At 66.5% G+C, this 17,126-nt stretch carries 13 protein-coding genes; all 13 read right to left on the bottom strand.

Annotation, left to right across the window (positions count from 1 at the left end):
• Positions 1 to 269 precede the first annotated feature (269 nt).
• The 13 genes from SMD10_RS21505 to SMD10_RS21445 all read right to left on the bottom strand — a co-directional run bounded on the left by SMD10_RS21505 (position 270) and on the right by SMD10_RS21445 (position 17,078).
• Entirely contained in the window at positions 270 to 1,148 is an 879-nt protein-coding gene (locus tag SMD10_RS21505) for an outer membrane protein assembly factor BamD (protein ID WP_331687798.1), read from the bottom strand.
• A 204-nt stretch (positions 1,149 to 1,352) separates the two neighbouring features.
• Positions 1,353 to 2,288: a UDP-3-O-acyl-N-acetylglucosamine deacetylase gene (gene lpxC / locus SMD10_RS21500; RefSeq protein WP_331687794.1), complete on the bottom strand. Its 936-nt coding sequence runs from the start codon at positions 2,286 to 2,288 to the stop codon at positions 1,353 to 1,355.
• A gap of 296 nt (positions 2,289 to 2,584) precedes the next feature.
• Positions 2,585 to 4,204 carry a cell division protein FtsZ gene (ftsZ, locus tag SMD10_RS21495; RefSeq protein ID WP_331687793.1) on the bottom strand — a complete coding sequence of 540 codons (1,620 nt, stop codon included), beginning with the start codon at positions 4,202 to 4,204 and terminating at the stop codon, positions 2,585 to 2,587.
• Positions 4,205 to 4,317: 113 nt separating this feature from the next.
• Positions 4,318 to 5,643, bottom strand: a complete 1,326-nt coding sequence (gene ftsA / locus SMD10_RS21490; RefSeq protein ID WP_331687792.1) for a cell division protein FtsA — start codon at positions 5,641 to 5,643, stop codon at positions 4,318 to 4,320.
• On the bottom strand, positions 5,640 to 6,554 hold the full coding sequence (locus SMD10_RS21485) for a cell division protein FtsQ/DivIB (RefSeq protein ID WP_331687791.1): 915 nt from the start codon (positions 6,552 to 6,554) through the stop codon (positions 5,640 to 5,642). The genes ftsA and SMD10_RS21485 overlap by 4 nt, the downstream gene beginning before the upstream one ends.
• Positions 6,542 to 7,465, bottom strand: a complete 924-nt coding sequence (locus SMD10_RS21480; protein ID WP_331687790.1) for a D-alanine--D-alanine ligase — start codon at positions 7,463 to 7,465, stop codon at positions 6,542 to 6,544. The genes SMD10_RS21485 and SMD10_RS21480 overlap by 13 nt, the downstream gene beginning before the upstream one ends.
• Before the next feature lie 355 nt (positions 7,466 to 7,820).
• The gene (gene murC, locus SMD10_RS21475) at positions 7,821 to 9,239 is read right to left on the bottom strand and encodes a UDP-N-acetylmuramate--L-alanine ligase (protein ID WP_331687797.1); all 1,419 of its coding nucleotides are present in this window, start codon (positions 9,237 to 9,239) and stop codon (positions 7,821 to 7,823) included.
• A gap of 28 nt (positions 9,240 to 9,267) precedes the next feature.
• Positions 9,268 to 10,386 (bottom strand): undecaprenyldiphospho-muramoylpentapeptide beta-N-acetylglucosaminyltransferase, encoded by a 1,119-nt coding sequence (gene murG, locus SMD10_RS21470; RefSeq protein ID WP_331687789.1) that lies wholly within the window; start codon positions 10,384 to 10,386, stop codon positions 9,268 to 9,270.
• A 104-nt stretch (positions 10,387 to 10,490) separates the two neighbouring features.
• Positions 10,491 to 11,645: a putative lipid II flippase FtsW gene (gene ftsW, locus SMD10_RS21465; protein ID WP_331687788.1), complete on the bottom strand. Its 1,155-nt coding sequence runs from the start codon at positions 11,643 to 11,645 to the stop codon at positions 10,491 to 10,493.
• A gap of 3 nt (positions 11,646 to 11,648) precedes the next feature.
• On the bottom strand, positions 11,649 to 13,043 hold the full coding sequence (murD, locus tag SMD10_RS21460) for a UDP-N-acetylmuramoyl-L-alanine--D-glutamate ligase (protein ID WP_331687787.1): 1,395 nt from the start codon (positions 13,041 to 13,043) through the stop codon (positions 11,649 to 11,651).
• Between the two features lie 7 nt (positions 13,044 to 13,050).
• Positions 13,051 to 14,133: a phospho-N-acetylmuramoyl-pentapeptide-transferase gene (mraY, locus tag SMD10_RS21455; RefSeq protein WP_331687786.1), complete on the bottom strand. Its 1,083-nt coding sequence runs from the start codon at positions 14,131 to 14,133 to the stop codon at positions 13,051 to 13,053.
• A gap of 3 nt (positions 14,134 to 14,136) precedes the next feature.
• Positions 14,137 to 15,630, bottom strand: a complete 1,494-nt coding sequence (locus tag SMD10_RS21450) for a UDP-N-acetylmuramoylalanyl-D-glutamyl-2,6-diaminopimelate--D-alanyl-D-alanine ligase (RefSeq protein WP_331687785.1) — start codon at positions 15,628 to 15,630, stop codon at positions 14,137 to 14,139.
• On the bottom strand, positions 15,627 to 17,078 hold the full coding sequence (locus SMD10_RS21445; protein ID WP_331687784.1) for a UDP-N-acetylmuramoyl-L-alanyl-D-glutamate--2,6-diaminopimelate ligase: 1,452 nt from the start codon (positions 17,076 to 17,078) through the stop codon (positions 15,627 to 15,629). Before SMD10_RS21445 ends, SMD10_RS21450 begins: the two co-directional genes overlap by 4 nt.
• Between the last annotated feature and the right edge of the window lie 48 nt (positions 17,079 to 17,126).

The raw sequence follows: 17,126 nt of genomic DNA, 5'->3' as shown, positions 1-17,126 counted from the left end.
GGATCCGGAACCTCGGCAAAGCTCGCCGTGAACCAGGACATCGGCCTTCTCCTCTCAGAGCCAGGCCCTCATCCGATTCCATTCAACCAACAAATGCCAATTCAAATTCCCAAATGCGATCCCCCTGGCTTCGAGCGCCGTTGCGCTCGCCGCTCGATCGCGGGCGTTTCGGAGCGAGCGACATTCGAGCCGAACCGCGTTCCCGCTTTCAGCCCTCCCTTGCCGGGCGATGCCGGTTTGAAAAGCCTGAAATTTTTCAGCGTCGCGCCTCAGGCACCGACGAGCGTGTGCGTGATTCCGGAGAACCAGGATTCCGGACCGGCCTCGCGCGGCTCCAGTCCCTTCGACTGCAGCAGCTTATAGCTGTCGGCGTACCATTCGGAATCGGGGAAGTTCTGGCCGAGCACCGATGCGGCGGCCTGCGCCTCCTGGGTCAGCCCCATGGCATAGTAGGCTTCGGTCAGACGGGCCAGCGCCTCTTCCACATGGCGGGTGCGCGGGTATTCCTCGACCACCCGCTTGAAGCGGTTGATCGCAGCGACGTATTCGCGCCGCTCCAGATAGTAACGGCCGATCTGCATTTCCTTGCCGGCCAGTTGATCGCGCGCGAAACGGATCTTGGCAGCGGCGTCGTCCACATATTCGGAGTCCGGATAGCGGTCGACCACCTCCTGCATGGCCGCCATGGCGCGGGCGGCCGCACGCTGGTCGCGCGTCACGTCGGGGATCTGACGGAAATAGGACAGGCCGATGATGTACTGCGCGTAGGCCGCATCCTCGCTGCCGGGATAGAGCGACAAGTAGCGCTTGGCAGCGGTGACCGCCTCCTCGTATTCGCCGGAGCGGTAGCTGGTGAAGGCCTTCATGACGAGCGCCTTGCGCGCCCATTCCGAATAGGGATGCTGACGGTCGATGGCGTCGAACTTCTTGGCAGCCTCGGTGAGGCGCCCGCCTTCGAGATTGGCCAAGCCCTGATTGTAGAGAACGTCGGCCGGCTCGGTCTGCGCGGCCAGCGCCATCACGTCGATGTCGTCGTCGGACGACATGCAGCCAGACAGGCTCGTCGTCACGGATGCCGCAAGCGCCACGGCGACGAGACGCCGCGTCACCACCGACCATGCCGCTCGATTCGTCGCCCGGTTGCGCATGCCCATCTAGTCCCCACTCATCGACAATGCCGCCTCTCTACGCCAGGCAGCACCTCCCGGCAACGGTTGAGCCTCGGCATCCCGCCTTTTTTATGGCCGAGCCCGCCACGCCCTCGGCGGCAGCCAAAAGAAAACCGCCGGGAAAGGGCAACATGGTCCCTTCGCCCGGCGGTCGATCTCAAAGTGCTGTTCCTTGACCCCCGTTCAGAGAGTCGGAGGACCGAACATCGGAGCCGCCGCAGCGACCGGCAACGCATGCCGAACCGTCTTGCGGCGCGCCAAAGGCAGCTCGGTCACCTCGTAGGCCGTCGCATCCGCCAGAAGGGCCCGCAGAGCCGTCGCATTCATCATGTGACCGCCGCGAAACGAGCGGTAGCAGCCCAGGATGCGCGCGCCGGCCAGAGCCTGGTCGCCGATCGCGTCCAGCGCCTTGTGGCGGACGAATTCGTCGGTGAACCGCAGGCCGTCGGGGTTGATCACGCGGCCGTCGTGCCCGACGACGACCGAGTTGTCGAGCGACGATCCTAGAGCGCGGCCGGCAGCCCACAGGCGCTCGACATCGGCCATGAACCCAAAGGTCCGGGCACCGGCAAGCTCGTTGCGGAACAAGGCCGGAGCCAGATCGCAGGCATAGGACTGGTGGCCGATCGCCGAATTGGCAAAGTCGATTTCGATCTCGAAGCGGCTTCCGGCATAGGGTCGGTATTCGGCATAGCCGGTCTCGGTCTCGACGCGCACGGGCTTCAGTACACGCAGATACTGCCGCTTGGTGTCCTGAACCGTGGTTCCGACCGCTGCAATCGCTTCGACGAACGCCGCCGCGCAGCCGTCCAGGATCGGGATTTCGTCGCCATCGAGCTGAACGATGACGTTGTCGATCTCCATCGCGTAAAGCGCGGCCATCAGATGCTCGATGGTGGCCACCTGCACGCCGGCCGAATTGCCGACCACGGTCGCCAGCTCGACCGGAGCGGCGTTCCACGTCACCGCCTTGATCTCGTGCACTTGCTTGCCGTCGAACCGCTGGAACACCACACCGGTGTTGTCTTCCGCGGGCAGCAGGCACAGGGAAACGAGACAGCCGCTGTGGACGCCGACGCCTTCAAACGCGATACGCGCGCCGATCGTCTGCTGGTACATCAATAGGTCGCCCCTTCTAACGGATTCCAAGACGGCTGCCATCCACGTGGGTCAACGTGCAGCGTCTTCCAAAACCGCTTGGGTTGAGATGCGCACACGCCCAAAGGTCCCCTTAAGGGCTTTGGCCTTGCAAAACCTAGTTGCTGCCGCCTTTTCAACCAAATCACGCTTTCTTACCCGTTGTTACCAAGGCAGCGGCAAAGACAGACATAAATCCATAAATATCAACATGTTAAAATCGCCCGCCGGCCTGCTGGCCGACGGGCGATTGTGTCAGAAGCGCAACGGAGGGGTGATCAGTTGGCCTGACGGCGCAGGAAAGCCGGGATCTCCAACTGTTCGTCCTCGCTCATCGGCCGGCTCTGCGGCGCCGGGCGGGCGCTCGATTCGGCGGCCAGGCGGCGCGGAGCATAGGGATTCGGCTCGACCTGAGCGGTCGGCCGACGCTCCTCGGCAAGGCGCGCCTGACGCGGCATTTCGTGATGCGGCATCTCCTCGCCCTCGCGCCGTCCGAGACCCGTGGTCAGCCGACGCAGCAGACCCATCGGACCACGCTCGTCCTGGCCAGCCAGTTCAGCCGCCCGGGCATTGTGATGGTCGAGCTGCGCCTGCACCACCGGCGGGAAGTCTTCGACCCGCGGCATCCGGTGCGCGGCCTGGGCAGGCCGGGGCTCGGAGGCGACCGGCGCCATCTGAGCCATCTCGGCTTCGAGCGCAGCGGTGAAGTCGTCTTCGGCCTCGATGGCTTGCTCCGCCTGCGGCTCGGCCTGTTCGGGCTCGCTCATGACCGGCTCGGCCGGCATGGGAGCGGCGGCGACCGGCTCGGCGACGGTCATATGAACCGGCGCAGTCACAGGGGCCGGCTGCGGCGCGGGCATGGCGCGCTGAGCCGGGGCCGGGGCGATGGTCTGGCCGCGGATCTCGACCGGCCGGTCGAAGCACTCGTTGGCGGTCTTGTCGATGCCGGTCGCCACGACCGACACGCGCACCACGCCTTCGAGGTTCTCGTCGAACGTCGCGCCGAGGATGATGTTGGCGTCCTGGTCGACCTCCTCGCGGATGCGGGTGGCGGCCTCGTCGACCTCGAACAGGGTCAGATCGCGCCCGCCAGTGATCGAGATGAGCAGGCCCTTGGCGCCCTTCATCGAGGTCTCGTCGAGCAGCGGGTTGGCGATGGCGGCCTCGGCGGCGGCCAGTGCACGGCCCTCGCCCGACGCTTCGCCGGTACCCATCATCGCCTTGCCCATCTCGCGCATCACCGAACGGACGTCGGCGAAGTCGAGATTGATCAGGCCTTCCTTGACCATCAGGTCGGTGATGCAGGCGACGCCGGAATAGAGCACCTGGTCGGCCATCGCGAAGGCGTCGGCGAACGTGGTCTTGTCGTTGGCGATGCGGAAGAGGTTCTGGTTCGGAATGACGATCAGAGTGTCGACATTCTTCTGCAGGTCCTCGATCCCCTGCTCGGCAATGCGCAGACGGCGCTGGCCCTCGAAGTGGAACGGCTTCGTCACCACGCCGACGGTCAGGATGCCCTTCTCGCGGGCCGCACGCGCCACCACCGGCGCCGCGCCGGTGCCCGTACCGCCGCCCATGCCGGCCGTGACGAAGCACATATGCGCGCCCATCAGATGATCGCAGATCTCGTCGATGGATTCCTCAGCGGCCGCGCGGCCGACTTCCGGCTGCGAGCCGGCACCGAGACCTTCGGTGACCGCCACGCCCATCTGGATGATGCGTTCCGCACGCGACGAGCGCAGAGCCTGCGCGTCGGTGTTGGCGATCACGAAATCGACGCCTTCCAGACCGGCGTTGATCATGTTGTTGACGGCGTTGCAGCCGCCACCGCCGACACCGAACACGGTGATGCGGGGCTTCAGCTCGGTCAGGTCCGGCTTTTCCAGGTTGATGGGCATGTCCTTTTCCTTCTTGCGATGGCCGCCTCGCCGTGTCGGCCTGCTCTACTACTGGTTCGCCGGCGCGCGGCGTGTCGCTTCCGGAAGGGGCCGGTCGGCCCGCCTCCAATTCCTCAAAAACTCTGGCGCAGCCAGGCACCCAGGCGGCCGAACTGCGTACGCTCATCGAGGGTCGAGCCCAGCGCGGACGTGTCCGCGAAGCGCTCGCTCGCCGCGACCTGCGGGTAGATCAGGAGACCGACCGAGGCCGCGAAGGCCGGGCTCTTGTTGGCGGCCGTAAGCCCGGAAACGCCCAAGGGGCGACCCAGACGCACGTTGCGCTGCATGATCGAACGGGCCGTATCCGCCAGCCCCGCCAGCTGGCAGGCACCTCCAGTGACGACCACGCGCTTGCCGATCACGTGGCCCAGCCCCGAAGCGGCCAGCCGGTCGCGAATCAGCTCGAACGTCTCCTCGACGCGCGGCCGGATGATCCGGGTGATCAGCGAATGCGCGACATTGACCGGCGCATCCCGTCCTTCCTCGCCCAATTGGGCCACTTGGATCATCTGCGTATCGTCCATCAGCTCGCTCAATGCGCAGCCATGCATGACTTTGACACGCTCAGCCTGCTCGGGGCTGATCGACAGGCCCCGCGCCAGGTCCATGGTGATGTGGTGGCCGCCCAGCGCGATCGAGTCGGCATAGACGAAGCGGCCGTTCTGGAAGATCGCGATGGTCGTCGAGCCCGAACCCATGTCGATGCAGGCCGAGCCCATGGCCGCCTCGTCGTCGACCAGGGTCGCCAGGCCGCTGGCATAGGGCGTCGCCACGAAGGCCTCGACCGACAGGTGAGCCCGGTTGATCGCCGCCTCGAGATTGCGCAGCGGCGTCTCTTCCGCCGTCAGCACATGCATGTGGGCACAGAGCTGCCGGCCCATCATGCCTTCCGGATTGTCGATGCCGCTTTCGCCGTCGAGACTCATGTCGAAGGGTAGCGAGTGCAGCACCAGCCGGTCGTCCTCGATCGGCACATGGGCGGCCAGCGACAGCGCGCGCTTGATGTCGGCCGCATCGATGGTGGTGCCCGCCGCCATGCTTTCGCCGCGACCGCGCAAGCTCTTCAGCCGCCCGGCGGTAAGCGAGACGATCAGCGATTCGATGGTCAGGCCGGCCATGCGCTCGGCCGTATCGACGCAATGGCGGATCGACTGTTCGGCGGCGGCGAGATCGACGACCAGGCCGGACTTGATGCCGCGCGAGCGCTGATGACCGACGCCGACGACTTCGATGTCGTGGGTGCGGCCCGGCAGCACCTCGCTTTCGGCGCGCGGCCGCAGCCGCGCGATCAGGCAGGTGATCTTCGAGCTGCCGACATCGAGAACCGAGATGGTGCGCGAGCGGCGCGACAATCCCTTCAGGCGCGGCAGACCGCCGGTGCGGCGAGAAAAGAGGCTCATACCCGATTCTCCTTCTCGCGCTGCTTCATGATCTTCTCGCGCTCCTTGAGCGCGGCCTTGCGCCGAACCACCGCATCAGGCGTCAGCTTGATGATCATCTGATCCTCGATGCGCATGTCGACGGCCATGATATCGCGGCCGAGAAGCCCCTCTTCCTTGTCCATCCGCATGACTTCCGCAGCCGCTTCGACCGGGTTCTTTTCGGGCAGGCGAATGGTCACGCCATTGTCGAGCCGAAGGTCCCAGCGGCGCTCGCCGACGCGGATATAGGCCCGCACCCGCGCCTTGAGCGCCGGCAGCACCTCCAGCGTATCGAGGAGGTCGGCGGCCTCCTGTTCGGCGCCCTGCCCGACGACCAGCGGCAGATTGGAGAAGCGACTGCCGGAGTAAGGCACGATCTCGCGTCCGTCGTGGTCGATGACGAAGAGGTCGCGACCGCGCTGCCACAGCGCGAACGGCTGGCGCTCGACCAGGGCAATGTCGACCCGATCGGGATAGATCTTCTGGACCGACGCGCTGGCGATCCACGGCATCGCCTCCAGCGTCTCGCGCGCCGCATCGGCGTCGAGCGACACCAGACTGGAGGAACCGGTCTGCCAGAGCGCCTGGAGAACGTCGATTTCGGTCGTCTCGGTGTTCCCGGCAACGTCGATCTGATCGATGGAGAAGCCGACCGGCTGAGCAAGCGCATCGACCACGGCCGTCGTATGGCCGCCGAGCGCCATGCCGTAGAGACCGCTCGAACCGAGCACCACCACGGCCAGCACGCCGAAACGCGGAGCACGAAGACGGCCGAGATCGTCGGCGGCCGACGTCAGGCGGCGCCCCAGAAGCGACATACGGAAGGCGAGACGGCTCAGGCGGCCGTTGCCATCCATGTCGAAATGGTTTTGCGAGATTAGCGCCGACACGATGCGTCTCCCACCAACCAGGTCAAGATGTTGCCGAAGGTGAGACCTTCGGCGGCTGCGATGTCCGGCACCAAAGAGGTCGGCGTCATGCCCGGCTGCGTGTTGATTTCGAGCCAGATCAGCTCGCCCGTGCCGTTGGGCCGGTCGTCATAGCGGAAGTCCGAGCGCGAAATGCCGCGGCAGCCGAGCGCCCGATGCGCCGCCAGCGCACAATCCTGGACCTTGCGATAGACGTCGGCGGGAATTTCGGCCGGCACGACATGGCGCGAGCCACCCGGCGCGTATTTGGCATCGTAATCGTAGAAGCTGTGACCCTGCGGAATGATATCGCAGACGCCGAGCACGCGATCGCCCATAACGGCACAGGTGAGGTCACGGCCGTGCACGAAGCGCTCCACGATCACCATGTCGCCGTAGCTCCATTCACTCGAATAGAGCTCCTGCGGCGGCTGCGCCTGATCTTCCTTGACGATCAGAACACCGAAGCTCGACCCTTCGCGGACCGGCTTGGCCACATAGGGCGGCGGCAGGACGTGCGACTTGGCAGCCTCCAGCCGGTGCAGCACCTTGGCCTCCGCCACTGGAAGGCCAGAGGCGGAAGCGATGATCTTCGCCCGCTCCTTGTCCATGGCGAGCGCCGAGGCGAGCACGCCGGAGTGGGTGTAGGGGATCTCAAGAAATTCCAGGATGCCCTGGAGCGTCCCATCCTCGCCGAACGGGCCATGCAGGGCATTGAAGGCGACGTCCGGACGGAGCGCGGCAAGCGTTTCCGCGACCGCGTGATCGACGTCCACGCGGGTCACGCGGAAGCCTTCGGCCTCCAACGTATCGGCGCACGCCTTCCCGGAAGCCAGACTGACTGGCCTCTCCGAGGAAAATCCGCCCATCAAAACTGCGACATGCTTGGTCATCGACCGGAAGAGCCTATTCCTGCCACGCTACGCGACCATTCTTGGCTCGGGGATGGTTAAACGCTGGTTAACCACCCTCGGCCTTGGCAAGAAGTTGTAAGGCTCTTTTCCGGTGCGAGGCTGACTTTTGGCTGGCCACGAACACCGATCCGGCGAAGAAGCGCTTGACGCTTCTCATCTTTTCCTCCCGGCGCGGCCGGCCTCGCGCCCTGGCGCGAGGCGCCGAGAGGCCTGCCCACGGTCCTGCGAGCGCCCTCACCGAATGCCCCGAGCGATAACGGCGAAGTGAAGAGCGGCCACCAGGGGCGCGCCTCAAGAGGCCGATCGCCGGGCGTCTCGACGACGCCTCCCCGGTTCAGGCCGGGCCCATCTTCCGGATCGCCGCCAATTCACCCGGCAGCGCATAGGCCCAGTTGGTGATCGAGCCTGCCCCGAGGCAGATCACCATGTCGCCGGGTTCGGCCATCGTGTCGATCAACGGTGCAAGCTCGCTCGGATCGTCGATCAGGCGCACGTCGCGATGGCCGCCAAGCTTCATGCGTTCGGCCAGCATCTGCGAATTGACGAACTCGATCGGTTCCTCGCCCGCGGCATAGACCGGCGCGAGAACCACCGAGTCGGCGTCGTTGAAGCAGGCGGCGAATTCGGAAAACAGGCTTTGCAGCCGGGTGTAGCGATGCGGCTGCACCACCGCGATGACGCGGCGGCCGGCCGAACGCCGCGCGGCGGCGAGCACGGCGCGAATCTCCACCGGGTGATGGCCGTAATCGTCATAGACGTCGACGCCGTTCGTCGAGCCGGTGTGAGTGAAGCGCCGCTTCACCCCGCCGAAGCCGGCGAGGCCCTTGCGGATGTCGTCGGCCGGAATGCCGAGCCGGTGGGCGACGGCGATGGCGGCCGTGGCGTTGGAAACGTTGTGAAGGCCGGGCATCGGCAGGACGAGGCCGGCGATCTCGTCCGATTGGCCGGTCACCCGGTCGCGGATGGTGACGTCGAAGATCGATTTCGGACCGTCGACGCGCACATTGCCGAAACGGGCATCGGCCTGGATGGTCTCGCCATAGGTGATGATTCGGCGGTCCTCGATCTCCGACACCAGGCTCTGGACGACCGGATGGTCGAGACACATCACGGCGAAGCCATAGAAGGGAACGTTCTCGACAAACCCCTTGAAGGCCTCCTTCACGGCATCGAAGGTGCCGTAGTGGTCGAGGTGTTCGGGATCGATGTTGGTGACGACGGCGATGTCGGCCGGCAGCTTCAGGAAGGTGCCGTCGGACTCGTCGGCCTCCACCACCATCCAGTCGCCCTCGCCCATTCGGGCATTGGTGCCGTAGGCATTGATGATGCCACCGTTGACCACGGTCGGATCGAGGCCGCCGGCATCGAGCAGCGTCGCGACCATCGACGTGGTCGTCGTCTTGCCATGCGTGCCGCCGATGGCGATCGCTTGGCGGAAACGCATCAGCTCGGCCAGCATCTCGGCGCGGCGGACGATCGGCAGCAGGCGCTCGCGCGCCGCCATCAGCTCGGGGTTGGAGCGCTTGATGGCGGTCGAAACGACGACGACCTCGGCCTTGCCGAGATTCTCCGCGCGATGGCCGACCGAAACCTCGACGCCCAGGCCGCGCAGGCGCTGCACGTTGGCGTTCTCCGCCTGGTCCGAGCCCTGCACGGTGTAGCCGAGATTGACCAGCACCTCGGCGATGCCGCTCATGCCGATGCCGCCGATCCCGATGAAATGGACCGGACCGATATTGGGGGCCATCTTCATCGCCTTCATGGCCGCACTCCTTGTCTTTTCATGGCTTTGCCGTCGTTCTGCCGGGCATAGAGGCAACCAGATCGGCAAGCAACTGCGTCGCGTCGGGACGGCCTGCGCCCTTGGCCGCGGCAGCCATCCCGGCGAGACGATCGGGGTCGCCCGCCAAAGCGGCGATATCGTTCGCAAGACTGCCGGCGTCGATCGTCGGCTGGCGTCGCATCACCGCGCCGCCGGCATCGACCAACACCTGCGCGTTGTGCCCCTGGTCGTCGTCGAGCGCATGCGGCAGCGGCACCAGCAGTGCCGGGCGGCCGATGATCGATAGTTCCTGCACTGTCGAAGCGCCCGACCGCGAGACCACGAGATGGGCAGCCGCGATCCGCGCAGGCATGTCGGAGAAAAAGGGCGAGACCTCGGCGGCCACGCCGAGTTCGCCGTAAGACGCCTTCACCCGCTCCTCGTCCTCCGGCCGCGCCTGCTGCACGATTCGGAGACGGCTCCGCAAGCAATCGGGGAGCTTGGCGACCGCCTGCGGCATCCTATCGGAAAAGAATCGGGCGCCCTGGCTGCCGCCGAAGACGAGCAGGCGAAATGGCTCGCCCTCCCGCGACGGCTGGTACGGCACTCTGGCGGCCTCCACGGCGGCCTGCCGCACCGGATTGCCGGTGACGACGATCTTGCCGGCGACCGCCGGCTCGACCTTCTCCTGCGGGAAGCCGGCCGCGACCCGATCGACGCGGCGGGCCAGGAACCGGTTGGCGCGCCCCATCACGGCGTTCTGTTCCTGCACCATGGTCGAGAGCCCGGCTCGGCTTGCCGCTAGCAGCGGCGGTACGGTCGGATAGCCGCCAAAGCCGACCACCACGTCCGGCCGCAGCCGGGCGATCAGCGCCTTGGCCGTGCGAAATCCCTTCCACAGCGTCAGGGCGGAGCGAGCCACGGCCAGCGGGTTCTTCGAGCCGAACGTCGCCGACGGCACGACATGGATCTCCGCCGCCGGGAAATGGCCGGCGAAGCGCCCCGCCCGCTCGTCGGTCGCCAGGTGCACGGTCAGACCGCGCGAGCCAAGCTCATGAGCCAGGGCCTCGGCCGGAAACAGATGCCCACCCGTGCCGCCGGCACACAGCAGGATCAATCGGCTCGAGGATGCGGGCATTGAGCACTCCAGGACATGGGACGCGGCGGAAACGCAAGGGACACGGTCGGATGGCGCCGCTATCCCTTGCGCACCAGGATCGCGGCAGCCTTGTGGCGCCGTCTTCAGGCGCTGGTGTAGGCGGCGGTGCGCTCGACCAGACGGTCGGTTTGCGACCGGTTCTCAGGGCGCTTGCGCGTCAGAGCCAGGATGAAGCCGGCACTGATGGCGACCGCCATCATCGACGACCCGCCATAAGAGATGAAGGGCAGCGTCATGCCCTTCGCGGGCATCAGTTGGAGGTTGACCGCCATGTTGATGATCGATTGCAGGCCGAACAGCAGGACGAGCCCCGAGATCGCGAGCCGCGAGAAACCGTCGCGCTGATTCAGCGCCACCGACAGGCCGCGCACCACGATCAGGCAGAAGATCGAGGCCAGCACCATGCAGGCGATGATGCCGTATTCCTCGGCCAGCACCGAGAAGGCGAAGTCGGTATGGCTGTCGGGCAAGAGGCGCTTGACGGTTCCCTCGCCCGGCCCCTGTCCGAGCCAGCCGCCGCTGATGATCGCCTCGCGCGCCGTGTCGGTCTGGAAGGTGTCGCCCTCGCCCGTCATGAAGCGGTCGATGCGGCTGGCGACGTGCGGAAACACGATATAGGCGGAAAAGAAGCCGCCCAGTCCCAAGCCGCCGAGCACCGCAATCCACAGCCACGGCATGCCCGCCATGAAGAACAAGCCGCCCCAGGCCGAGGCGATCAGGATGGTCTGGCCGAGATCGGGCTGGGCGACCAGCAGCGCCGCCACGACGAAGAGCAGGATGATGGCAAAAAGGTTGCCGGGGATCTCCGGCCGGCGCGTGCCCTCGGCGAACAGCCAAGCGCACAGCACGATAAAGGCGGGCTTCATGAATTCCGACGGCTGGATCGACAGCGGCCCGAAATCCATCCAGCGGCGGGCACCCTTGATCTCGGTGCCGAAGAACAAGGCCATGACCATCAGGACCAGCGAGGCGGCGAACAGGATGAGCGATGCCCGGCGCACCCCGCGCGGCGACAGCATGGAGCAGCCGAGCATCACCGCCGCGGACGGAATCAGGAAGACGATGTGGCGCTTGACGAAGTGGAAGGGTTCCAGGCCGATGCGCTCGGCCACCGGGGGACTGGCGGCGAAGGACAGCACCGCACCGGCCACCATCAGGGCGAAGAAGGCCGCCAGGAACCAACGGTCGACACTCCACCACCAATCGGTCACGACGCTGCGATTTGCCCGGCTCGCCATGGCTCAGCCCTTCCGAAATATCTCGACGCCATCGAGGCGACCGACCGCTTCCCGGAAGGCGGCGCCCCGCACCTCGAAATTGCGGAACTGATCGAAGCTGGCGCAGGCCGGCGACAGGAGGACCACTTCTTCCTCCCCCGACTGGGCCGCGTCGTGTGCCGCATGCTCGATGGCGGCCGCGAGAGTATGCGAGATTTCGTTAGGAATCCGTTTACCAAGAGTGGCCGCGAAATCCTCCGCCGCCTCGCCGATCAGATAGGCCTTGGCGATGCGCGGGAAAAACTCGGCCAGCGAGGTGATGCCGCCTGCCTTGGGCCGTCCGCCGGCAATCCAGTGGATGCGAGGAAAAGAGGACAGCGCCGGCGCGCATGCATCGGCGTTGGTCGCCTTGGAATCGTTGACGAAGAGCACGCGGCCGAGCCGCCCCACTTCTTCCATGCGATGGGCGAGGCCCGGAAAGGTTTGGAGTCCCGCCCGGATTTCCTCGTTGGTGAGGTCGCAGGCCTCCAGAGTGGCCACGGCTGCCGCCGCGTTCTGACCGTTGTGACGGCCGCGCAGGGAGCCGATCCCGGCGAGCGGAAATACCGTGTCGCCGGTGCCGGGGCGGCGCCGCACGACGGCCTCGCCATCGAAGAAGACGCCGTCGGCCAGTTCGCGCTCCTTCGAGATTCGCGTGACCCGGCCGCCCGCCGCTTCGATCTCGTCGGCTATCCGCCGGCAGAAATCATCGTCGACCCCCACCACGGCGAGGTCGGACGCCTTGACCAGCCGCGCCTTGATCGCGGCGTAGTTGTCGATCGTGCCGTGCCGGTCGATGTGATCCGGCGTCACGTTGAGGAGCAGGCCCACCGAGGGCGCCAGCGAGGGCGCGAGATCGATCTGGTAGGACGAGCATTCCACCACGTAGAAGCGGTCGGGGGCCGGCGGATCAAGGTTCATCACGGCCACGCCGATATTGCCGCCGAGCTGCGTGTCGCGGCCGCTCGCCTTCAGGCAATGGGCAATCAGCGCGGTGGTCGTGGACTTGCCGTTGGTGCCGGTGATGGCGATGAATGGCGCCTGCGGCGCGCCTTCGCGGCGTTCGCGCGCAAACAGCTCGATATCGCCGACGATCTCGACGCCGGCGGCCTGCGCAAGCTGGGCCGACCAGTGCGGACGCGGATGCGTCAGTGGCACGCCTGGCGACAGCACGAGCGCGGCAAAGGCAGACCAGTCGGCCTGCCGAAGGTCGGCCGTCGTGATGCCCGCCTCGGCCGCTGTCGCCACGGCGGCGGAATTGTCATCCCAGGCGACGACCTCGGCTCCGCCTTTCACCAGGGCCTCGGCCGTGACCCGGCCGGAGCCGCCGAGCCCGAACAGTGCAACACGTTTGCCAGCCCATGACGACGCCGGAATCATTGTCTGCTTACCTCAGTTTCAGGGTCGAGAGCCCAAGGAAGGCGAGCAGGAAGGCGATGATCCAGAAGCGGACCACCACTTGGCTCTCGGTCCAGCCGAGCTTTTCGAAATGATGATGGATCGGCGCCATCAGGAAGACGCGCTTGCCGGTCAGCTTGAAGGAGCCGACCTGGATGATCACCGACAGCGCCTCGATGACGAACAGCCCGCCGATGATGCCGAGGACGATCTCGTGCTTGGTGGCGACCGCAATGGCGCCGGTCATGCCCCCCAGGGCCAGCGACCCGGTGTCGCCCATGAAGATGGCGGCCGGCGGCGCGTTGAACCAGAGAAAACCGAGGCCGGCCCCGATGACCGCGCCGCACAGCACCGCAAGCTCGCCGGTGCCGAGCACGTAGTGGATCTGGAGATAGTTGGCGAAATTCACGTTGCCGGCGAGATAGGCGATCAGCCCCAAGGCGGAAACCGCGATCATGATCGGCACGATCGCCAGACCGTCCAGGCCGTCGGTCAGGTTCACCGCATTGCCGGCGCCGACGATCACAAAGGCCGCGAACGCGACGTAGAACCAGCCCAGGTCAAGCAGCAGCTGCTTGACGAACGGGAAGGCGAGCGACGTTGCGAAGCTTCCCGTCCCGGCCCAGATCATCGCCGCGCTGGCAAGGCCGGCGATCAGGAATTCCAGCGCGAGCCGCGATTTGCCGGAAAAGCCCATGTGGCTTTGCTTGGTGACCTTGAGATAGTCGTCGTAGAAGCCGATCGCGCCGAAGCCGACCGTGACCAGGAGAACGGTCCACACATAGACGTTGGTCAGGTCGGCCCAGAGCAGCGTGGCGACGAGCACGCCGGACATGATCATCAACCCGCCCATGGTGGGCGTGCCGGCCTTCTTGAAATGGGTTTGCGGCCCGTCGGCGCGGATCGGCTGCCCCCGGCCCTGGCGGACACGCAGGCTGGCGATGATCGCCGGTCCGAACAGGAACACCGTGATGAAGGACGTGATGATGGCGCTGCCCGTGCGAAAGGTCAGGTAGCGAAACACGTTGAAGACCTGAACCTGGTCGCCCAGCGTTCCAAGATAAGCGAGCATGGATCAGGCCTCCTCGGCGCCGGAGGAGGATGTGGCGCCGTCGGGATCGGGGGGTGCCGAGGCCGGATCGGCGGGTTCGCCAGGCGCAGGAAACTGTTCGATCAGGCGATCCACCAGCTTGCCGAAGGCCATCGCCAGCGATGCCTTGACGAGTACCACGTCGCCGGCGCGCACCTGCCTCAGCAGGTTCGGCCCCAGGGCACCGGCATCGTCGTACCAGTCGCAGGACAGCCTGTCGCCGATGGCGTCGCGCAGCGCCGTCATCGCCTCGCCGGCCAGCAGCACTTGACCGACGCCCGCCGCGATCAGCGGCTCGGCCAGTTCGGCATGCAGGTCCGGGGCCCTGTCGCCGAGTTCTCGCATGTCGCCGAGAACGGCGATGCGCCGTCCCTCACCCGTCGGCTCCGCCGCGCCGAGAACCTCGATCGCCGCCTTCACCGAGGCGGGATTGGCGTTGTAGCTGTCGTCGATCAGCACGATGCGGCCGCCGTCCGGCGTCGTCAGCCGATGCCGCTGCCCCCGCCCCTTGACGCTGCGCCAAGACGCCAGGGCATCGGCGCAGGCCTGCAGATCGGCGCCCACCAGATCGGCAGCGCCCAGCACGGCGAGGATATTCTGAACCGTATGCCGGCCGGCCACCGGCAGATGCACCACGACGTCCTGGCCGGCGATCGTAGCGGTCATCCGGCTGCCTTCGCTCGACGGCTCGAAACCGGTCAGCCGATAGTCGGCACCAACCGCCTCGCCAAAGGTCTTGATGGTCTTGACGCCGGCCTGACGCGCCATGGTGGCGAGCCGCACGCTCTGCGGATCGTCGGCGTTGAGCAGCGCCGTGCCGCCGGGCACAATGCCTTCGAAGATTTCGGCCTTGGCCTCGGCGATCTCGTCCAGGTCTCGGAAATGGCCGAGATGAGCCGGCGCGATCAGCGTGACGATGCCGACATCGGGGCGCACGAGCTGGGTGAGCGGTCGAATCTCGCCGGCGTGGTTCATGCCGATCTCGAACACGCCGAAGCGAGCCTCGGCCGGCAATCGGGCCAGGCTCAGCGGCACGCCCCAATGATTGTTGAACGAAGCGGTCGATGCATGCACCGAGCCGCATGCCGACAAGGCGTGACGCAGCGCCTCCTTGGTCGTGGTCTTGCCGACACTGCCGGTAACCGCGATGATCCGCGCCTTGCTGCGCGCCCTGGCGGCTTCGGCCAGCCGGCCGAGCGACATCAGCACGTCGTCGACGACGAGCAGCGGCGCCTGGACGCGACCGAGCGCCGGCAGCCTCTGTTCGGCGACCACCAGAACCGAGGCGCCGGCTGCGGCAGCGGCCGTCAGAAACGAATGCCCATCGAACCGCTCGCCCTTGATGGCGAAGAAGGCTTCGCCATCCTGCAGGGTCCGCGTGTCGATCGACAGGCCGGTGACGGCGGCCGGAACGTCGCCCATCGGCCGGCCCTGTGTGGCGGCGACGATCGCGTCCATATCCCAGAGAGTTTCGCTCATCGGCCGCTCTCCGAGACGGCGGCACGAATCTCCTCGTCGTCGCTGAACGGAATCGTCGTCGTGCCGATCGTCTGGCCGTTTTCGTGTCCCTTGCCGGCGACCACCACCGTATCGCCCGCGTGCGCCTCGGCCACGGCGTGGCGGATGGCTTCGCGGCGATCGCCGATCTCGATCGCCCCCTTGGCCGCAGCCATGATCTCGGAGCGGATCGCAGCGGGCTCCTCGGACCGCGGATTGTCATCGGTGACGATGGCGACATCGGCCAGACGGGTGGCGATCTCGCCCATGATGGGACGCTTGCCGCGGTCGCGGTCGCCGCCGCAGCCGAAAACGACGATCACCCGACCCGTCGTGAACGGCCGCACCGAGGCGAGCACGTTCTCGAGCGCCTCGGGCTTGTGGGCGTAGTCGACGAAGATCGGGACGCCGTCGGACGTCGTGGCGGCCAGATCCAGCCGGCCCGACGCCCCCTTGATATGCTCCAGCGCGGCCAGAGCCTTTTCGGCATCCAATCCGGTGGCGATGGCCAACCCTGCCGCAACGAGCGCGTTGAACATCTGAAACTCGCCGGCCAGCGGCAGCACGACGCGGAAGTTCCGTCCATCGGCTTCGATCTCGCCCACCTGGAGCCGGCGCTGGAGTTCGAGCCGCTTCAGCTTGAGGAACGATCCGCGACGCCCGACCGTGAGAACCTCGGCGCCCTCGGCCCGGATCACCTCTTCGGCGCGCTCCGACCAGGCGTCGTCGGCAAACACCACCGCCGGTGCGCCTTTCGGCAACAACGAACGGAAGAGCCGCATCTTGGCCTGGAAATAGTCGTCCAGCGTCGGATGGTAGTCGAGGTGGTCGCGGCCGAGATTGCTGAAGGCCGCAGCGGCAAGCCGGATGCCGTCGAGACGACGCTGATCAATGCCATGGCTCGACGCTTCCATCGCGGCGTGCGTCACGCCTTCGTCGGCCAACTCGGCCATGACGGCGGACAGCGCTACCGGATCGGGCGTGGTCAGAGAGCCGTAGATATCCTTGGAGGGAGAGACGACGCCGGTGGTGCCGATCGATGCAGCGGGAATGCCGGCTTGCGCCCAGATCTGGCGGGTGAAGGTGGTGATCGACGTCTTGCCGCTGGTGCCGGTGACTGCAACCACGCTCTCCGGCTGGCGGTCGCCGTGAAAGCGTGCCGCCAGGAGAGCGAGCGCCCGGCGCGCGTCGGACGCGCGAACGACCGGCAGGCGGGATTCGACCTGCGTGGTGTCGCCGCACAGAATCGCCGCCGCCCCCTTGGCTTCGGCCTCGGCCACGAAACGCGCGCCATCGGCTTTGACCCCCGGCAGCGCTGCGAACAGATAGCCCGGCTCCACCTTGCGAGAATCGGCCGTGATGCCGGTGATCTCGGTGTCTGCGCTCGGCTGCGGGGCGGCTATCCCATCGGAAAGAGCGGATAATCTCATTAACTATAATCCACGCCTCAAGGAAAAGCCGGCGACGCAGCGCCGGCT

Origin of the sequence: Consotaella aegiceratis, from assembly GCF_036541425.1 — a bacterium.
GTDB classification, from domain to species: Bacteria; Pseudomonadota; Alphaproteobacteria; order Rhizobiales; family Rhizobiaceae; genus Consotaella; species Consotaella aegiceratis.
This window is presented reverse-complemented; position numbering and strand designations above follow the sequence as displayed.